General features: G+C 61.3%; 15 protein-coding genes. 6 read left to right on the top strand and 9 right to left on the bottom strand.

The genetic code is table 11. From position 1 onward, the window contains the following. Window positions 1–110: 110 nt before the first annotated feature. The 8 genes from AC1M7R_RS08615 to AC1M7R_RS08580 all read right to left on the bottom strand — a co-directional run bounded on the left by AC1M7R_RS08615 (window position 111) and on the right by AC1M7R_RS08580 (window position 10,078). Complete coding sequence (locus AC1M7R_RS08615; protein ID WP_072389720.1) at window positions 111–2,033, bottom strand: PrkA family serine protein kinase; 1,923 nt, start codon at window positions 2,031–2,033, stop codon at window positions 111–113. A 299-nt stretch (window positions 2,034–2,332) separates the two neighbouring features. Beyond that, on the bottom strand, window positions 2,333–2,662 hold the full coding sequence (glpE, locus tag AC1M7R_RS08610; protein ID WP_072431959.1) for a thiosulfate sulfurtransferase GlpE: 330 nt from the start codon (window positions 2,660–2,662) through the stop codon (window positions 2,333–2,335). A gap of 33 nt (window positions 2,663–2,695) precedes the next feature. Continuing rightward, complete coding sequence (locus tag AC1M7R_RS08605) at window positions 2,696–3,571, bottom strand: symmetrical bis(5'-nucleosyl)-tetraphosphatase (RefSeq protein ID WP_072389714.1); 876 nt, start codon at window positions 3,569–3,571, stop codon at window positions 2,696–2,698. Beyond that, window positions 3,571–3,951, bottom strand: coding sequence for a Co2+/Mg2+ efflux protein ApaG (gene apaG / locus AC1M7R_RS08600; protein ID WP_072389711.1), 381 nt, complete (start codon window positions 3,949–3,951; stop codon window positions 3,571–3,573). Before apaG ends, AC1M7R_RS08605 begins: the two co-directional genes overlap by 1 nt. Window positions 3,952–4,211: 260 nt before the next feature. Beyond that, window positions 4,212–5,030, bottom strand: a complete 819-nt coding sequence (rsmA, locus tag AC1M7R_RS08595; RefSeq protein WP_490610349.1) for a 16S rRNA (adenine(1518)-N(6)/adenine(1519)-N(6))-dimethyltransferase RsmA — start codon at window positions 5,028–5,030, stop codon at window positions 4,212–4,214. Next, window positions 5,027–6,016 (bottom strand): 4-hydroxythreonine-4-phosphate dehydrogenase PdxA, encoded by a 990-nt coding sequence (gene pdxA / locus AC1M7R_RS08590; RefSeq protein WP_490610348.1) that lies wholly within the window; start codon window positions 6,014–6,016, stop codon window positions 5,027–5,029. Before pdxA ends, rsmA begins: the two co-directional genes overlap by 4 nt. Continuing rightward, window positions 6,013–7,329 carry a peptidylprolyl isomerase SurA gene (surA, locus tag AC1M7R_RS08585; protein WP_143007929.1) on the bottom strand — a complete coding sequence of 439 codons (1,317 nt, stop codon included), beginning with the start codon at window positions 7,327–7,329 and terminating at the stop codon, window positions 6,013–6,015. Before surA ends, pdxA begins: the two co-directional genes overlap by 4 nt. Further along, a complete protein-coding gene (locus AC1M7R_RS08580) occupies window positions 7,310–10,078 on the bottom strand; it encodes an LPS-assembly protein LptD (protein ID WP_072431962.1) in 2,769 nt (922 codons plus the stop codon). Before AC1M7R_RS08580 ends, surA begins: the two co-directional genes overlap by 20 nt. A 130-nt stretch (window positions 10,079–10,208) precedes the next feature. On the opposite strand from AC1M7R_RS08580, the gene AC1M7R_RS08575 reads away from it, so the two are divergent. From AC1M7R_RS08575 to AC1M7R_RS08565, 3 genes are read left to right on the top strand one after another with little or no spacing between them, the layout of a single operon-like run. Further along, the gene (locus AC1M7R_RS08575; protein WP_490610347.1) at window positions 10,209–11,234 is read left to right on the top strand and encodes an aminoglycoside phosphotransferase family protein; all 1,026 of its coding nucleotides are present in this window, start codon (window positions 10,209–10,211) and stop codon (window positions 11,232–11,234) included. Continuing rightward, complete coding sequence (gene murU, locus AC1M7R_RS08570; protein WP_072389692.1) at window positions 11,231–11,902, top strand: N-acetylmuramate alpha-1-phosphate uridylyltransferase MurU; 672 nt, start codon at window positions 11,231–11,233, stop codon at window positions 11,900–11,902. Before AC1M7R_RS08575 ends, murU begins: the two co-directional genes overlap by 4 nt. A 1-nt stretch (window position 11,903) precedes the next feature. Further along, window positions 11,904–12,671, top strand: a complete 768-nt coding sequence (locus tag AC1M7R_RS08565; RefSeq protein ID WP_072389689.1) for a TerB family tellurite resistance protein — start codon at window positions 11,904–11,906, stop codon at window positions 12,669–12,671. A gap of 15 nt (window positions 12,672–12,686) precedes the next feature. Here the strand turns inward: AC1M7R_RS08565 and AC1M7R_RS08560 are convergent, their stop codons facing one another. Then, window positions 12,687–13,679, bottom strand: a complete 993-nt coding sequence (locus AC1M7R_RS08560) for an alpha/beta hydrolase family protein (protein WP_072431963.1) — start codon at window positions 13,677–13,679, stop codon at window positions 12,687–12,689. A gap of 74 nt (window positions 13,680–13,753) precedes the next feature. On the opposite strand from AC1M7R_RS08560, the gene AC1M7R_RS08555 reads away from it, so the two are divergent. The 3 genes from AC1M7R_RS08555 to AC1M7R_RS08545 all read left to right on the top strand — a co-directional run bounded on the left by AC1M7R_RS08555 (window position 13,754) and on the right by AC1M7R_RS08545 (window position 18,361). Further along, entirely contained in the window at window positions 13,754–16,150 is a 2,397-nt protein-coding gene (locus AC1M7R_RS08555; RefSeq protein WP_072431964.1) for a PAS domain-containing sensor histidine kinase, read from the top strand. Between the two features lie 115 nt (window positions 16,151–16,265). Next, the gene (locus tag AC1M7R_RS08550; protein ID WP_072389670.1) at window positions 16,266–16,895 is read left to right on the top strand and encodes a response regulator; all 630 of its coding nucleotides are present in this window, start codon (window positions 16,266–16,268) and stop codon (window positions 16,893–16,895) included. A gap of 341 nt (window positions 16,896–17,236) precedes the next feature. Further along, on the top strand, window positions 17,237–18,361 hold the full coding sequence (locus AC1M7R_RS08545; protein WP_072389664.1) for an ABC transporter ATP-binding protein: 1,125 nt from the start codon (window positions 17,237–17,239) through the stop codon (window positions 18,359–18,361). The last annotated feature ends 21 nt before the right edge of the window (window positions 18,362–18,382 follow it).

Here is an 18,382-nt window from a genome sequence, read left to right as displayed (position 1 = left end):
GAGCCCTCCGGGCAGCTTCAAGTTCTCAGCTTCAGGCTGCAAGCCGGGAGCGCAAGGGCGTAGAGCGCCCCTGCAGCTCGTGGCTTGAAGCCTGCCGCTGCTTCACTGCTTCACTGCGATTTCCGGACCCGCAGATACCACTCGGAGAGCAGTCGTACCTGTTTGTCTGTGTAGCCACGTTCAACCATGCGTGTGACGAAGTCGTTGTGTTTTTGCTGGTCCTCCTTGCTGGCCTTGGCATTGAAGCTGATGACCGGCAACAGATCCTCGGTGTTGGAGAACATTTTCTTCTCGATGACCACTCGCAGCTTTTCATAGCTGAGCCAGGTCGGATTCTTGCCGTTGTTGTTGGCCCGGGCGCGCAACACGAAGTTGACGATTTCGTTGCGGAAATCCTTCGGATTGCTGATGCCTGCGGGTTTCTCGATCTTTTCCAACTCCTCGTTGAGCGCAACGCGATTAAGGATTTCACCGGTTTCCGGATCGCGATATTCCTGGTCCTGGATCCAGAAGTCTGCGTACAGCACGTAGCGGTCGAAGATGTTCTGGCCGTATTCGCTGTAGGACTCCAGGTAAGCGGTCTGGATTTCCTTGCCAATGAATTCGATATAACGCGGCGCCAGGTATTCCTTGAGAAAACGCAGATAGCGTTCACGGGTTTCGGCCTGGAATTGTTCCTGCTCGATCTGCTGTTCCAGCACGTACAGCAGGTGTACCGGGTTGGCGGCAATCTCGTGGGGGTCGAAGTTGAAGACTTTGGACAGGATCTTGAACGCGAAGCGTGTGGACAGCCCGTTCATCCCTTCGTCGACACCGGCGTTGTCACGGTATTCCTGGATCGACTTGGCCTTCGGATCGGTGTCCTTGAGGTTTTCACCGTCGTACACCCGCATCTTGGAATAGATGTTGGAGTTCTCCGGCTCCTTGAGGCGCGACAGCACGGTGAACTGCGCCAGCATCTTCAGTGTGTCCGGAGCGCAATGGGCCTTGGACAGGGAGCTGTTGAACAGGAGCTTGTCGTAGATCTTCACCTCATCGGTGACACGCAGGCAGTACGGCACCTTGACGATGTAAATCCGGTCGATGAAGGCTTCGTTGTTCTTGTTGTTGCGGAAGGTATGCCATTCCGACTCGTTGGAGTGGGCAAGCAGGATGCCGCTGAACGGAATCGCTCCAAGGCCCTCGGTGCTGTTGTAGTTGCCTTCCTGGGTGGCGGTCAGCAAGGGGTGCAGCACTTTGATCGGCGCCTTGAACATCTCGACGAATTCCATCAGGCCCTGGTTGGCCCGGCACAATGCACCCGAGTAGCTGTAGGCGTCGGCGTCGTTCTGTGGGAATTCTTCCAGCTTGCGGATATCGACCTTGCCCACCAGTGCCGAAATGTCCTGGTTGTTTTCATCTCCGGGTTCGGTCTTGGCCACCGCGATCTGGTTGAGGATCGATGGGTAGAGCTTGACCACCCGGAACTGGCTGATATCGCCACCGAACTCGGCCAGGCGCTTGGTCGCCCATGGCGACATGATGGTGTTGAGGTACCGACGTGGGATGCCGAAATCCTCCTCGAGAATCGCGCCGTCCTCGGTGGCGTTGAATAGCCCCAGGGGCGATTCGAACACTGGCGAGCCCTTGATGGCATAGAAGGGCACTTTTTCGATCAGTTGCTTGAGTTTCTCGGCCAGGGACGATTTACCGCCACCCACCGGGCCGAGCAGATAGAGAATCTGCTTCTTCTCTTCCAGGCCTTGGGCGGCATGGCGGAAATAGGACACGATCTGGTCGATGCATTCTTCCATCCCGTGGAAGTCTTCGAAGGCCGGATAGCGGCGAATCACCTTGTTGGAAAAGATCCGCGAGAGCCTCGAATTGGTCGAGGTGTCCAGCAGTTCCGGTTCTCCGATGGCCAGCAACAGACGCTCCGCAGCCGATGCATAGGCGCTGCGGTCCTGCTTGCAGAGTTCGAGGTATTCCTGCAGCGAGTATTCCTCCTGCCGCGTGGACTCGAAACGTTGCTGGAAGTGGCTAAAAATACTCATGACGTCACCTCGCTCGATACGTGGAGCCGGTGTCGGATCAATCAGTCGATGCTGGCCAGCCGCTGGGAACCCAGCTGCCGTTTACCCCCCAGAATGCTTCCAGAATGCAGGCTTCTGAAAGCTTACTCCCGATGACCCGCGCGCCGGTGTACCGGCTCTCCCCTGTTTTGGATGGCCTGAGGCTAAGAATAGTTCGGAATCGGAGAGGCACAGGATGAATGCGTAATAAGTTATGGCAGACCGTTCGTCCGCCATCGCTCAAGCCCGCGGATTACGCGGGCTTGAGCGAACATAAAAAATTATTCGGAAGTGCTTTGCGACGTTTCCGCAGGATAGATCGTACGCCACAGCTCGAAACCTCCGTCCAGGCTGTAGACATCGCTGAAGCCCTGGCCGACCAGATAGGCGGCTGCGCTCTGGCTGGAATTGCCGTGATAGCAAACCACCACGAGCGGCGCATCGAGATCGGCATGGGTGATGAAGTCATGCAGTGAGTGATTGTCCAGGTGCAGGGAGCCTTTGATATGGAGAGCGGCAAAGGTCGCCGCATCGCGGACGTCGACCACGACGGCACCTTGTTCGCGCAGGGCTTGGGCTTGTTCTGGGTGGATGCGTTTGAATTCGGTCATGTAGGACTCCTGTGGCCTTGAACGCGGCGCCGCTCAGACGGCAGTGCCGACCGGCAATGGCGCCGTGGCCGGATGATGGGATTTGGCGTGGCCCCGCTCGTCGCAATCGCAACGCAGTCGCTCGCCCGTGTCGATATTCATCAAGGTCATTGCGCTGCCCCACACGCAACCGGTATCGAGGGCGAACACGCCGGGCTCGTCGCATTGTCCTTCGAGCGATGCCCAGTGACCGAAAATGATCTTAAGGTTACGGGTCTTGCGCTCTTTGTGTTTGAACCAGGGGGCGTAGCCGGGCGGCGCGGTCTCGATGCCTTCCTTGCTCTTGAGATCGAGCTTGCCGTCTTGTGTGCAGAAGCGCATGCGGGTGAAATAGTTGGTAATGACCCGGAGGCGGGCGGTGCCGGAGAGATCGTTGTTCCACTTGACCGGGTCATTGCCGTACATACCGTCCAGGAAAGGGATGAACAGGTTGTCGTCGCGCAACGCCTGTTCCACTTCGCCCGCGCATTTGAGTGCCTTGCGCAGGGACCACTGGGGCGGGATGCCGGCATGCACCAGCGCCAGGTTGCGCTGCTCGTCGTAGTGCATGAGTTTTTGCTGACGCAGCCACTCCAGCAGTTCGACGCAGTCAGGGGCGTCGAGAATTTCCTTCAGGGTATCGGATTTTTTCAGGCGCTCGATGTTCTGCCAGGCGGCCAGCAGGTGCAGGTCATGATTGCCCAGCACGCAAACCAGCGACTGGCGAATGCCATGGAGAAAGCGCAAGGTTTCCAGTGATTGCGGGCCGCGGTTGACCAGGTCCCCGACCAGCCAGAGGGTGTCACGCCCTGGGTCGAAGGCCACGCGCTCCAGCAGGCACTTGAGCGGTTCGAGGCAGCCTTGCAGATCGCCAACCGCATAGGTAGCCATCAGTGCAGCGCTCCGGGCACCGCCAGGCGGAAGGGCTTGATGATCGCGTCGAAGCGTTGGCCGTCCTCGGCCAGCATCTGATAGGAGCCTTGCATGGTGCCCACCCTGGTGGTCATCACGGTGCCGCTGGTATAGCTGTGGGTTTTACCGGCGTCGATCAGCGGTTGCTGGCCCACCACGCCTTCGCCGCGCACTTCTTCCACTTGTCCATCGCCGTCGGTAATGATCCAGTGCCTGGATAGCAGCCGGGCTGGCAGCGAGCCATTGTTGCGCACCGTAATGCTGTAGGCGAAGGCGAAGCGGTTGTGCTCGGGTTGCGATTGTTCCGCCAGAAAACGGGTGGTGACGCTGACGTCGACCTGGTAACGAGGATCGGACATGCAAAAAGGCCTTGGGCTTCGTATGGAAAATGCCTGCGCGCCGCTCACGCTGCGTTGAAAACAGGCTCGGGATGCTCGTTTGGGACGTCGAAGTCGAAAGGGACTTCCATGCCTCATGCCTGTTTTGCCTTATCGCCACTCGGTGAATCCCGGGTGAACCCTGGGAAAGAGTGGGGCGCGGGCGCGGCTGACGGAGTCAGTCTAGGCCAAATATCGGGTGGTAAACCAGAGGGCATCCACCCGATGAAGTCCTTGGCCCGTCAGTTGGCGTCGGCTTTCGCTGCGGTCTGTTCGCTGAGCTTGTCGGCCAGGCGCACGAACGCCGCCAGGTCCAGCTGTTCGGGGCGCAGGCTGCCGTCGACGCCGGCAGCTTCGATATCGGCGCTGCCGAGCAATAGCTTCAGGGTGTTGCGCAGCGTCTTGCGGCGCTGGTTGAAGGCTTCGCGTACCACGCGCTCGAGCAGGCGATGATCCTTGGCCGGATGCGGCAGGACCGCGTGAGGAACCAGGCGGACAATGGCCGAATCGACTTTCGGTGGCGGATTGAAGGCCCCGGGGCCGACGTTGAACAGGTGTTCGACCCGGCAATGGTACTGGACCATGATCGACAGGCGACCCCAATCACCGCCGCCAGGACCGGCGGCAAGGCGTTCGACCACTTCTTTCTGCAGCATGAAGTGCATGTCGCGGATCAGGCCGGCATTGTTCAGCAGGTGGAAAATCAAGGGTGTGGAGATATTGTACGGCAGGTTCCCCACGACACGTAGGCTGTTCGGCGCGGCGTTGAGGCTATTGAAGTCGAACTTCAGCGCGTCGCCCTGGTGCAGGTTGAAATTGCTCTTGCCGGCAAATTGCTGGTTGAGAATCGGAACCAGGTCCTTGTCCAGTTCCACCACGTCCAGCTGCGCGCCGCTGCCAAGCAGGCCTTCGGTCAAGGCGCCCTGGCCTGGGCCGATTTCCAGCATGCGGTCGTCGGGCTTGGCATTGATGGAGCGCAGGATGCGATCGATCACGCCGGCGTCATGCAGGAAGTTCTGGCCGAAGCGCTTGCGCGCGCGGTGTTGGTATTGCTCGGTCATAAATGGGTCTCGGCCATCTGGTAGGCGGTTTCCAGTGCGACTTGCAGGCTGCCGGTGTCGATCCGGCCGCTGCCGGCCAGGTCCAGGGCTGTACCATGGTCCACGGAGGTGCGGATGATCGGCAGGCCCAGGGTCACGTTGACCGCAGCGCCGAAGCCCTTGTACTTCAGCACGGGCAGCCCCTGATCGTGGTACATCGCCAGCACCGCATCGCAGTGCTCCAGATATTTGGGAGTAAACAGAGTGTCGGCGGGCAGCGGGCCATGCAGGTCAATGCCTTCGCTGCGCAAGCGCTCCAATGTGGGTTCGATGATATCGATTTCTTCACGGCCCAGATGCCCGCCTTCACCGGCATGGGGGTTGAGTCCGCACACCAGGATGCGAGGATGAGCGACACCGAATTTCTCCTGCAGGTCTGCATGGAGGATTCGTGTGACACGCTCCAGGCGTTCCGGGGTGATGGCGTCGGCCACGTCCCGCAGGGGCAGGTGCGTGGTCACCAGGGCGACGCGCAGGCCACGGGTGGCGAGCATCATCACCACCTGTGGAGTATGGGTCAGGTCAGCGAGGAACTCGGTGTGTCCGGAAAAGGCGATACCTGATTCGTTGATCACGCCCTTGTGCACTGGTGCGGTGATCATGCCGGCAAACGTTCCGTCCAGGCAGCCTTGGGCGGCGCGGGTCAGGGTCTGCAGGACGAACCCGGCGTTGGCCTTGTCCAGTTGCCCGGTGACGACCGGGGCGCCCAACGGCGTATCCCAGACATACAGGCTGCCAGCCGGTGCTGGCGTGTCCGGCCAGGCGTTCGGCAGGACCTCGAGCAGCTTGATGGCCACGCCCAGCTGCGCGGCCCGTTCGAGGAGCAGGTCGCGGCTGGTAATGGCAATCAGCGGATGAGGCTGGGGATGCGCAGCGAGCAGCAGGCACAGGTCGGGACCGATGCCGGCAGGCTCGCCGGGCGTCAGCGCGAAACGCTTGGGTTTCACTGCGCTGCCTGGTCTGCACCAGGAAGTTTGATCTCGACGTAGGCTTCATCGCGGATCTGACGTAGCCAGGTCTGCAGTTCTTCGTCGTATTTGCGGTTACGCAATACCGTCATCGCCTGCTGTTCGCGTGCCTGGGTAGTGCTGTCGGTGGCGCGACGGCCAAGGACTTCCAGTACATGCCAGCCATAAGGGCTCTTGAATGGCTTGGACAGCTGGCCTTGCGGCGTTTCGGCCATGACCTGGCGGAACTCCGGCACCAGTGCGTTCGGATCGACCCAGTTCAGATCGCCACCGTTGAGGGCGGAACCCGGGTCTTCCGAAAAGCTCTTCGCCAGTTCGGCGAAGTCCTCGCCCGCTTCGATGCGGTCGTAGAGCTTCTCGGCCAGGCGCTGGGTCTCGGCTTCGCTGCGGATTTCACTTGGCTTGATCAGGATGTGGCGAACGTGCACTTCGTCGCGGACTTGGGTGCCGCCGCCGCGTTTCTCCAGCAGCTTCAGAATGATGAAGCCACCAGGGGTGCGAGCAGGCTGGGTGATATCGCCCACGGCCATGGCGCTCAGTTCGCGGTCGAACGGCGGTGGCAGTTGAGCGGCCTTGCGCCAGCCCATGTCACCACCTTCCAGGGCGTTTTCGCTACCGGAGCGGGCGACGGCCATCTGGCCGAAGTCTGCTCCTTGCTTGAGCTGCTGGTAGACATCCATGGCCTGGCGATAGGCGCTCTGGATCGCCTCGGAGTTGGCGCTTTCAGGTGTGGGAATCAGAATATTGGCCAGGTGCAGCTCTTCGGAGAGCTGCATCTTGCCCAGGTCGGAAGCGAGGAAGTTCTTCACTTCCTGCTCCGAAACCTGGATACGTTCGGCCACCCGGCGCTGACGTACGCGGCTGATGATCATCTCGCGACGGATCTGGTCCCGGGCATCCTCGTAGGAAAGGCCGTCACGAGCCAGGGCCGCACGGAACTGGTCGATGGTCATGTTGTTGCGCTGGGCAATGGTGCCGACTGCCTGGTTCAGCTCTTCATCGGTGATGCGAATGCCAGAGCGTTCGCCGATCTGCAGTTGCAGGTTCTCGACGATCAGGCGCTCGAGCACCTGCTGGTCCAGCACGCCCGGTGGCGGCAGGCCGCCGCCGCGCTTGGCGATGGTTTGCTGCACTTCATGGACGCGCTGGTCCAGTTGGCTCTGCATGACCACATCGTTATCGACAATGGCCACCACTTTATCGATGGACTGTACCGCGGCGTTGGCCGCGGTACCCAGGAACAGCGCGCCCAGCATCAGCGGGCGCAGACAATCAGAAAGCTTGGTCTTCACGTTCACGATAACCTTGGATGCCTTTGTCGAGGAAGCTCTCTACCTTGGCGCCGGTGAGGCCGCCGAGTCCCTTCAGGACAATTTGTAGGAAGACGCCGTGGTCGCCTTTTTCGTTTTCCGGGGCGGCTTGACTGAATTCTTCATAGTCGACCCAGTAACGGTTGATCAGGCGCAGTTTCCAGCAGCAATTGTCGTATTCGAAACCACCGAAGGCTTCCAGGGTACGGTTGCGGTTGTAGTCATATTGCCAGCGGCTGATGAGGTTCCATTGCGGCACGACAGGCCAGATGACGGAGAAGTCGTGCTGCTTGATCTTGTAGTAGTCCTTCACGTAGCCAGGTGTGCCCGGCGTACCGTAGTCGCCACCCCCCACTTGCCACTGACCGGTGGCCTCGTCGTAACGGACCTGGTCGTTGCGATAACGATAACCGGCGTTGATGACCTTGTTCGGGTTGTCTTCCGGCTGGTAGTGGAACATCGCACTACCCGAGCGCGGGCTGTGGGTGTCCGGGTCCCAGTTGTAGGTGGCGGTGGTGCGCCAGTCGCGGTTCCAGCGGTATTCGTATTCCAGCGCATACGGGGATACGTCCGACTTGGCGTCTTCGCGGGTCTCGAAATCAATGCCCGGCAACTGAACCTTGCGGTCCTTGAAGTAGAACGCTTGGCCAACGCTGACACGCTGGCGCTCGAAACCGTTTTCTTCGATCCAGCGGCTGGTCACGCCCAGGGACAGCTTGTTCTCGTCACCGACTCGGTCAGAGCCGGTAAAACGGTTGTCCCGGAACAGCGAGGAGTAGCTGAAGGTGGATTCGCTGGTATCGAAAACAGGAATGCCGTCCTGATCTTTTTCCGGTACATAGAGGTAAAACAGGCGAGGCTCCAATGTCTGGCGATAGTCGGAGCCAAACCATTGGGTGTCCCGGTCGAAGTACAAGCCGCTGTCGATGCTGGCGATTGGAACAGCACGGTTTGGCGTGCTGTCGTATCCATTCCCCACGACAGACCTTCCGGTGCTGTCCAGATCAAGGTCGTACTGGGTGTATTGGAACTTGAGCGCTGGCTTGATGTAGCCGTAGCTCGCTCCCATGGGCAGGCTTACGACCGGTGCGAGATTCATGCGGTTGCCATTTGCCCGGGCCAGCCCACTGATATTGGTATCCAGCCATGGCGTGGTGAAGCCTTCTTCGTCGCGGTATAGGCCATCCCTCAAGTCACGATCGAAGCGCACCAGTTCCGTCTCGTAAGCGAAGTTCAGCCCATACGGATGTTGCGGCAGGGAGCCGTTGAAAGTGATCTGAGGCAGGCGGCTATATGGTGTGATCTTCGAAATCGTCGCCATTTGATAAGCCTGGGCATTCAGCCGCGCCGTGAAGTTATCCCCACGGTAGCTGACCGCACCCTGCTGATTCACGTAGTCCCGGGATTCGACACCGATCTGGTCGGTCTGCAGATCCTGGAAGTAATACGGATCGCTGATCTTGGTGTAGTCGACTTCCGTCAGCACGCGCGAATCGAGGCCGCCCTTGTGCTGCCAGTTGTACATGTAGCGGGTCTTGCTGTAATCGGACTGCTTGGCGCGCTCGTCTTCTTCATCGTTGAGGTACGCGGCACCGAACTGACCTTCGCTGGACTTGGTCAGGTAACGGAATTCGCCTTCCATCAACAGGCCACGCTTGCTCATGTAGCGCGGGTACAACGTGGCATCGTAGTTCGGCGCCAGGTTGAAGTAGTACGGAGTGACCAACAGGAAGCCAGTATCGCTGCCGCTGCCGATGGTGGGTGGCAGGAAGCCGGACTGGCGTCGGTCGTCGATCGGGAAATAGATGTAGGGGGTGTACAGGACCGGGAAGTCCTTGACCCGCAGCGTTACGTTGGTCGCGGTACCGAAGCCGGTCGCCGGGTTCAGGGTGATGTTGTTGCCCTTCAGCGTCCAGGCGTTGCTGTTCGGTTCACAGGTAGTGTACGTACCGTCCTTGAGACGGATGATCGCGTTTTCGGCGCGCTTGGCGTACAGGGCGTTACCGCGGATACGCGACTTGTGCATCACGTATTCGGCGTTGTCGACCTTGGCTTCGCCGGTGTCAAGCTGGACATCGGCGTGGTCGCCGACGATCAGCGCGCCGTTGTCGCGAACCCGCACGTTACCGCTCAGCTCACCGCGGTTCTCCGCCTGGTACAGGCTGGCTTCGTCGGCCTCGACCTGCATGCTGCCCTGGCGCATGACCACGTCGCCGGCCAGGGTCGCCACCTGTTGTTCCTGCTCGTAGCGGGAAGCCTTGGCACCGAGGAAGGTCGGGGCATCGCTCTTGGCTGTCTTGTCGTCCATGCCGGGACGCGTCGGCTCGATATAGGCGCCCGAGCAGTAAGGACCGGTTTCGGCCAGTTGCGCAGGTGTGAGGTTCTCCCGTGGAACCCAGTCCAGGTGGCTGTAGTCTTCACTGCGGGACTTCAGGCCGCGGCCCTTGGCCTCGGTGACCAGCATCGGCTTGTCGCCGGCTTCTTCGACCGAGGTGCTCCCGGCCGGGGCTTCGCTGCTGTCGGAAACCGCACTGCCGTCGTGCACTGGACGTGGCGGCAAGGCTGCGGCCGGCGTCTTGGGCGAACAGTCCCAGGCACCCGTTGCGGAGACGGAGCAGTCATACTGCTGCGCCGCGACGACGAATGAAGAGGCCAGGGGTTGCAGGGCCAGCAGACTGCCGGTAACCAGCAACGGGAATTTTTTACGAAACGCGGGGGATTTCAATGCCATCTTATTAGTCCGGGCTTCCTGCGTGCCATCTGCCCGCGGTGTGGGCCGCACGCCTCTCGATGGTCTGAAAAAGATGCTGGATAATAAAGCATGACCCGCTTGACGGCTAGCGCCGTCGGAGACCCTTGCAATGCCCGACCAAGATGTACGCCTGCAACACCTGAAAGTTTGGCTCGATGAGCAACTCCCGATCCTTTTTGCCGCACAGGGTTGGGGCACCGTGCCCCCGGCCACATTGACCGCGGCCAGCAGCGACGCGAGTTTCCGTCGCTATTTCCGCTGGGAAGGCGAGGGCCGCAGCCTGATCGTGATGGATGCGCCGCCCCCCCAGGAAAACTGCAAACCCTTCGTGGACATTGCGTTTTTGCTGGCGAAATCCGGAATCAACGTGCCGAAAATTTATGCCGAAGACCTCGCGCGAGGCTTTCTTTTGCTCAATGACCTGGGCAACCGGACCTATCTGGACGTGATCGATGGCGAAAATGCCGACGATTTATTCCGTGACGCCCTGCAAGCCCTGCTGGCTTTTCAGCAATTGCCGATGGTGGCGCCACTGCCTTCCTACGACGTCGCACTGCTGCGTCGCGAACTCGAGTTGTTCCCCGAGTGGTACGTCAAGCGTGAACTGGGGATCGAGTTCGATCCGGCACAGCAGCAGCTCTGGCAGCAGGCCAGCGAGCTGCTGATCGACAGCGCCCTGGCCCAGCCGAAAGTGTTGGTACACCGCGACTATATGCCACGCAACCTGATGCTCAGCGAACCGAACCCGGGCGTGCTGGACTTCCAGGATGCGGTCTACGGTCCGGTGACCTACGACGTGACCTGCCTGTTCAAGGATGCGTTCCTGAGCTGGCCCGAGGAGCGCGTGCGCGGTTGGCTGGAAGACTACTGGCGCCAGGCTGCGGCACTTGGCATTGCGGTCCAGCCGGATATCGAGGATTTCCTGCGGGCCAGCGACCTGATGGGGGTTCAGCGCCATCTGAAGGTCATCGGGATCTTTGCACGCATCTGCCATCGCGACGGCAAGCCTCGCTACCTGGGCGATGTGCCGCGCTTCTTTGCCTATATAGAAGCAGTGGTCGCCCGCCGACCCGAACTGGCGCCGTTGGGTGAACTGCTTTCGAGCCTGCGACAACCGGCCGGGGCGATGGCATGAAGGCGATGATCCTGGCGGCGGGCAAGGGGGAACGCATGCGCCCGCTGACCCTGACCACCCCCAAACCGTTGGTTCGTGTCGGCGGTGTCCCCTTGATCGAATACCATCTGCGGGCGCTGGCCAGCGCCGGCTTCACCGACATCGTGATCAATCACGCCTGGCTCGGTCAGCAGATCGAGGACCACCTGGGCGACGGTTCGCGTTTTGGCGTGCGGATTCGTTATTCGCCAGAGGGTGAGCCGCTGGAGACCGGTGGTGGCATCTTCCGGGCGTTACCGCTGCTGGGGGACGAGCCGTTCGTGGTGGTCAATGGCGATATATGGACCGATTTCGATTTCAGCGCCTTGCGCCGGCCGCTTCAAGGCTTGGCGCATCTGGTGCTGGTGGACAACCCCGAGCATCATCCGGGTGGTGATTTTGTCCTGCTCCACGGAAAGATTCACGATGACGGCGCGGCTGCCGACAAACTGACTTATAGCGGCATTGCTGTCCTGCATCCCTTGCTGTTCAAGGGGTGCTCGGATGGCGCGTTCAAGCTCGCCCCGCTGTTCCGGCAGGCCATGGCCCTGGGGCAGGTCAGCGGCGAGCGCCTGCAAGGGCAGTGGGTCGATGTCGGAACTCATGAACGTTTGGCGCAAGTCGAAACCTTGATAGAAGCGAGCCGTTGATATGTGGTGGCCAGGGACTCTGATCGGAGCCGGAGCGGGCTTTGCCATAGCCAGCATTCCGGGGGCCATGCTGGGGGCATTGCTGGGGCAGGCGCTGGACAGGCGTCTGAACCTGCACGGCTGGGCGCAGTTGCGCGAGCGCCTGGGCGGGCGTCCGGCGTTACGCAACGATGAACTGTTGTTTGTCCTGCTGGGGCGTCTGGCGAAGATTGATGGCCGAGTGGTCGATGGCCATATTCAGCAGGCGCGCCAGGAAATGCGTGCGCTGGACTTGAGCGAATCGGCCCAGCGCCGAGCCATCGCCGCGTTCAATCGAGGCAAGTCCGGGAACGACCGTCTGCGTGGCTACCTGCGTCGCCTCGCTGCCCAGCCCCATGCGGCTGAAGGCGTGCTGCGAGCCTGCTGGCGAATGGTCTGGGCTGACGGTCGCGCAGGGACGAGCGAGCGCGAGTTGCTGGTTCAATGGGGCAAATGGCTGGGTTGGACACCGCAACAGGTCCAGGCCCTGGCGGTTGATTACGAACCGCAGAAACCAGCCTTACCCGGCAGTGGCGTGAGCTACCAGGAAGCGTTGCGCCTGCTGGGGGTTTCGCCTACCAGCGAGCCGTCCCAGATCAAGCGGGCTTACCGTCGTCTGCTGAGCCGACATCATCCAGACAAGATTGCCGGCAGCGGTGGGACGCCCTTGCAGGTGCGCGAAGCCACCGACAAGACCCGAGACCTGCATAACGCCTATCGGCTGATCAGGGAGCGACGGGACTTCCGCTAGGCTCCCTGACGGGGCTCAGTCGGGATTCTGTGGATTGAGCCAACCCCGAACGCGACGAAACAGCTGCTCTTGCTGTGCCGATGCATTGGGCAAGGCCTTGAGAGACACCTGACTGAACGTCGAGCCTTTCAAGCGTTTGCTCGCCTGCAAGCGTTCCAGCGCCGCGTTGCGGTCCAAGGGCTTGTCCAGATAGAAGAAGTCGGCTGTGGCCAGTTTCAGCGTCGGCGTCAGTTCGGCCAGCCCGGGTTTGGCGGTCACCGGCGTCTGCGCGGCAACCATCACGAAACGTTCTATCTGCGAAGGCTGTTTTTCGCTGAGGTAGCGCGCTGCCCAATAAGCTCCGGTGCCGTGGCCCAGTAGCACGATACTGCGAGCGCTCTGCTGCTCGGCATAGGCCAGCGCCGCATCGATGCGGGCGAAGATGCGTTCGGCGTCGACCTTGTCGTGCTCGTCGCCCGTATCGGTCATGACCGGGTCGACAGCGTCCGCCTCGCCACCCGCCACCTGTTCGATCGGGGCCGCCGTGGCGGCGTCCGGTGCGGCGGCGGCCGTATCGGCTGGTTTGGTCTCGGCTGGTGTTTCCACCGCCCGTGGTGCGATGACATCGCTTTGCAAGTCTGGCAGCGTGATACTCAGGCTGCTCCATTCGACATCCGGCAATTTCTTGCGCAAAGGGCCAATGACTTGAGGCCAGTCAGCTGTTTCGCCAGCGCCGGGGACTATGATGACTGCACCCTTGGGTTCGCTGGTGTTGGCTGGTTTCCAGAGAGCCAGGAAGGTGTCGTTGCCGGTTTGAAGCTGCTGCTGTTCCTGTGGTGGGACTTTTCGTCCAAGAGCCGCCGCTTCTTCCTGGCTACGCTCCAGCAACGGTTGGCGTTCGAGGGGTTTTTCCCCGGCGGGTTGATCCGCTGCGGCGGGCGCCGTTTCGTCAGCCTGTGCAGAAAACGCACTCGGCAGGATCAGCGACAGGCACAATGCTGGCAATGCCAGGCGGTAAACAAAGGACATTGGAGATTCCATGACCAGAAGTATTTCCGGCAGCCTAATGGGTTGGTCAGTATTTGTCAGTGCATGAGATTTCAATGATGCGTTTTTGCTGCCTGTGGGTTATCGGCTGTTTGTGGCTCCCCTTGATGGCGTGGGCTGCGCCCGCGCCATCGACGCATGGCGCGCAATTGACCCAGGAACAGCGTCAATGGCTGGCGCAACATCCGCAGTTGCGTGTCGGGCTGGTGCTGCAGGCGCCCTATGCGCAGTACGACCGGCGCCTGCAGCGTCTGTCCGGGACCAACGTCGAGCTGATGCAGTGGCTGGGCAAGGCGATGAACGTCGAACTGACCTGGCGAAACTTCCAGGACCTGGCGCAACTGGAGGCGGCAGTGCGCGACGGCCAGGTGGATATTGCCCCGGGCCTGACCCAGACGCCCGGTGGGCTCAGGCTCTGGCAGTTTTCCGACCCCTACATGCGCGTGCCGCAACTGATCGTTGGCGAACAGAAGGGAGCCGAAGGGGTGGAGCTGGAAAAGCTCGATGCCCAGGCCCGGGTCGCCGTACGCATGCCCAGTGCCACGGCTGACTATCTTCGTGGCAACTACCCGATGCTGAATCTGCAAGGCGTGCCGATGGAGCGCCAGGCCTTGCAGCTGCTGTTGAGCCAGCAGGCCCGTTACGCAGTGGTCGACGAGGCCGAGCTGGGGCGGTTGATGGTGGAGCCGGAATTCGCCGGGCTGGTGGTGGTGGGGGATATCGGCCTGCCGCAACTGCTACGGGTCGCCACGCGCCGGGATTGGCCGCAACTGGCCGGCATCGTCGACAACGTGCTGCAGGCCATTCCGGCCAGGGACCTGGAGCAGTTGCACAGTCGCTGGCTCAAGCCCAAGTATCCACGCCTGACCGAGACCCCGGGTTTCTGGCAGAACCTGACGCTGTTGATGCTGGTCATGTTGCTGAGCAGTGTGGCCATCGTGTTCTGGCAGCGTCGCCAACAACGGCAACTGGAACGCCGCCTGCGTAGCGCGCGCGAAGACATCGCCCAGCGTGCCGCCAGCGAAGAAGCCTTGCGCCTGACACAGTTTTCCATCGACCAAAGCACGGTGGGCATCCTCTGGGTCAACTGGGACAGCCACGTGCGTTATGCCAACCGCGCGGCTGAAACCATGCTCGGCTATGCGCCAGGGGCGATCATCGACCGGCCCTTGATCGATTTCGAGCCGGGCCTGCATATGGACCGCTGGCTCAACCTGTGGAAACGCGCCAGGTCCAGCGAGGAGGGGGCGCAGAGTTTCGAAACCGAATGCGTGCGGGCCGATGGCAGTATCCTGCCGGCGGACGTTTCCTTGAGCTTCCTGCGCTTTCGCGACGCCGAGTACCTGGTGGTCTACCTCACCGACGTCACCGAGCGCCGGCGTGCGCTGGCGGCGTTGCGTGAAAGCGAAGCACGCCTGCAAGGTATCGCCGCCAACGTGCCGGGCCTGGTCTTTCGCCTGGAGCGAGCGCCCGTGACCGGGCAGATCGATTTCGCCTACATCAGTGAAGGCAGCGAAAGCCTGGTGGGTTACTCCCCCGCGACCCTTGCGCGCAGTGACACCGGCTTGCGCAGCCTGGTGCACCCGCAGGACAAGGCCGATTATCACCGCACCCAGGACCAGGCCCTGGACAGTGACAGTGACTGGTCGTGGCAGGGCCGTATCCTGACCCGCGAAGGCCGTGAGCGCTGGGCCGAGATCAAGGCCATCACCCGTCGTCTCGAGGACGGCGCCTATGTCTGGGACGGCATCGTCTGGGACATCACCGAAAGCAAGCGCATCGAGTTGGAGCTGGCCAGTTCCCGGGAGCAACTGCGCGAATTGTCGGCGCACCTGGAAAGTGTGCGGGAGGAGGAGAAGGCCCGGATCGCCCGTGAAGTCCACGATGAACTGGGCCAGATGCTGACGGTATTGAAGCTCGAGACGTCCATGTGCGAGCTGGCCTATGCGCAGCTCGACCCCGGCCTGCAGGAGCGCCTCAACAGCATGAAGCGCCTGATTGCCCAGTTGTTCCAGCTGGTGCGGGATGTGGCGACGGCGCTGCGTCCGCCCATTCTAGACGCCGGCATTGCCTCTGCCATCGAATGGCAGGCGCGGCGCTTCGAAGCGCGAACCCAGATCCCTTGCCTGGTGCAGGTGCCGGACAACCTGCCGCCCCTGAGCGATGCCAAGGCCATCGGACTGTTCCGGATTCTCCAGGAAGCGCTGACCAACGTGATGCGCCATGCCCAGGCGCATACCGTGGAACTGACCCTGGCTCGGGAAGGCGATGAATTGTGCCTGACCATCAGCGATGACGGTGTAGGATTCATTGTCACTGCCGGACGAACGACCTCCTTTGGCCTGGTTGGCATGCGGGAGCGGGTGTTGATCATGGGGGGGCGGTTATCCCTGGAGAGTGAGCCGGGGGAGGGGACGACCCTGTCGGTGCGAGTGCCGTTGAATGAAACTTGATGGTTTCGGCCTGGCAGGCCTTTTGTGAGCCGGCTCGCTCCCGAATCGACGAGATGTACGCATGACCTCGCGGGAGCGAGCCTGCTGGCGGTGAATCCTGAATCTGGAGAAGAACGTGATCCGTGTACTGGTAGCCGAAGACCACACCATTGTCCGTGAAGGCATCAAGCAATTGATCGGCCTGGCAAAGGACCTGGTGGTGGCCGGAGAGGCGAGCAACGGCGAGCAGTTGCTCGAGACCTTGCGGCATGTGCCCTGTGAGGTGGTACTGCTGGACATCTCCATGCCTGGGGTCAACGGCCTGGAGGCGATTCCGCGGATTCGCGCGTTGAACAATCCGCCGGCCATCCTGGTCCTGTCGATGCACGACGAGGCGCAAATGGCCGCCCGGGCCCTGAAGATCGGGGCTGCCGGCTACGCCACCAAGGACAGCGACCCGGCCTTGCTGCTCATGGCGATTCGCAAGGTGGCGGCGGGCGGGCGCTACATCGACCCGGATCTGGCCGACCGCATGGTTTTCGAAGTCGGCCTGACCAACACCCGGCCGCTGCACTCGCTGCTGTCCGAACGGGAATTCTCGGTGTTCGAGCGCCTGGCCCAGGGGGCCAACGTCAACGACATCGCCCAGCAACTGGCCCTGAGCAGCAAGACCATCAGTACCCACAAGGCGCGATTGATGCAGAAGCTCAACGTCACTTCATTGGCCGAGCTGGTGAAGTATGCGATGGAGCACAAGTTGCTCTGAGCTTCAGCACGTCCTCTGTGGGAGCTTGCTCGCGATGACGGCGGCACATTCAGGACTGATGTCGGCTGACACTTCCCTATCGCGATCAAGCTCGCTCCCACAGGTTTTTTCCTCGGCATATCCATTTGCGACACACCCCAACAGCGCTTTTTGCCCCTGCCTGCCGCTCGCCGCTTGAAACGTGCCGCTGCCCTTATCCAATCCCGCCATCCTTGTAGGGCGATCCCTACCCCGACTCTTCCATCCGGCTGAGGCGATTCTCTCCTGCGCCCCGATTTGCGTGGGATCGAGGCTCCACTAGGCTTGATTTACAAGCAGTCATCAATACAAAAGGTGCGGGTATGAGCCAGGTCGATTCAAGCGCGGGGACCAGTGATGTACTGGTCAGCTTTCGTGGTGTGCAGAAGAGCTACGATGGCGAGAACCTGATCGTCAAGGATCTCAACCTGGACATTCGCAAAGGCGAGTTCCTGACCCTGCTCGGACCGTCCGGCTCGGGCAAGACCACCAGCCTGATGATGCTCGCCGGGTTCGAAACACCGACCGCCGGCGAGATCCAGCTGGCCGGGCGCGCCATCAACAATGTGCCGCCCCATAAGCGCGACATCGGCATGGTGTTCCAGAACTATGCGCTGTTCCCCCACATGACCGTCGCCGAGAACCTGGCGTTCCCGTTGACCGTGCGTGGCTTGAACAAAAGCGACGTGAGCGATCGGGTCAAGCGGGTCTTGAGCATGGTCCAGCTGGATACGTTCGCCCAGCGTTACCCGGCGCAATTATCCGGTGGCCAGCAGCAGCGGGTGGCCTTGGCCCGGGCCCTGGTGTTCGAGCCGCAGCTGGTGCTGATGGACGAACCCCTCGGTGCGCTGGACAAGCAATTGCGTGAGCACATGCAGATGGAAATCAAGCATCTGCACCAGCGTCTGGGCGTGACTGTGGTCTACGTGACCCATGACCAGGGCGAGGCCTTGACCATGTCCGACCGCGTGGCGGTATTCCACCAGGGCGAGATCCAGCAGATCGCGCCACCGCGCACCCTGTATGAAGAACCGAAAAATACCTTTGTCGCCAACTTCATCGGCGAAAACAACCGCCTCAGTGGCCGCTTGCACAGCCAGACCGGCGATCGTTGCCTGGTAGAGCTGGGGCGCGGGGAGAAGGTCGAGGCGCTGGCGGTGAATGTCGGCAAGCCCGGCGAACCGGTGACCCTGTCGATTCGCCCGGAGCGAGTGAGCCTCAACGGCGCAAGCGAACAATGTGTCAACCGCTTCTCAGGGAGGGTGGCGGAATTCATCTATCTGGGCGACCACGTCCGGGTTCGCCTGGAAGTCTGCGGCAAGAACGACTTCTTCGTGAAGCAACCGATCGCCGAGCTCGATCCCGAGCTGGCGGTTGGAGACGTGGTTCCGCTTGGCTGGCAGGTCGAGCACGTACGTGCGCTCGATCCTCTTCTAGAGGCGAATTGATCGCCCCCTGCTTTACCAACA

The organism is Pseudomonas sp. MS01C9, from assembly GCF_058202755.1.
The sequence above is the reverse complement of the archived record's forward strand: the minus strand, read 5'-3'. Positions and strand labels throughout refer to the sequence as shown.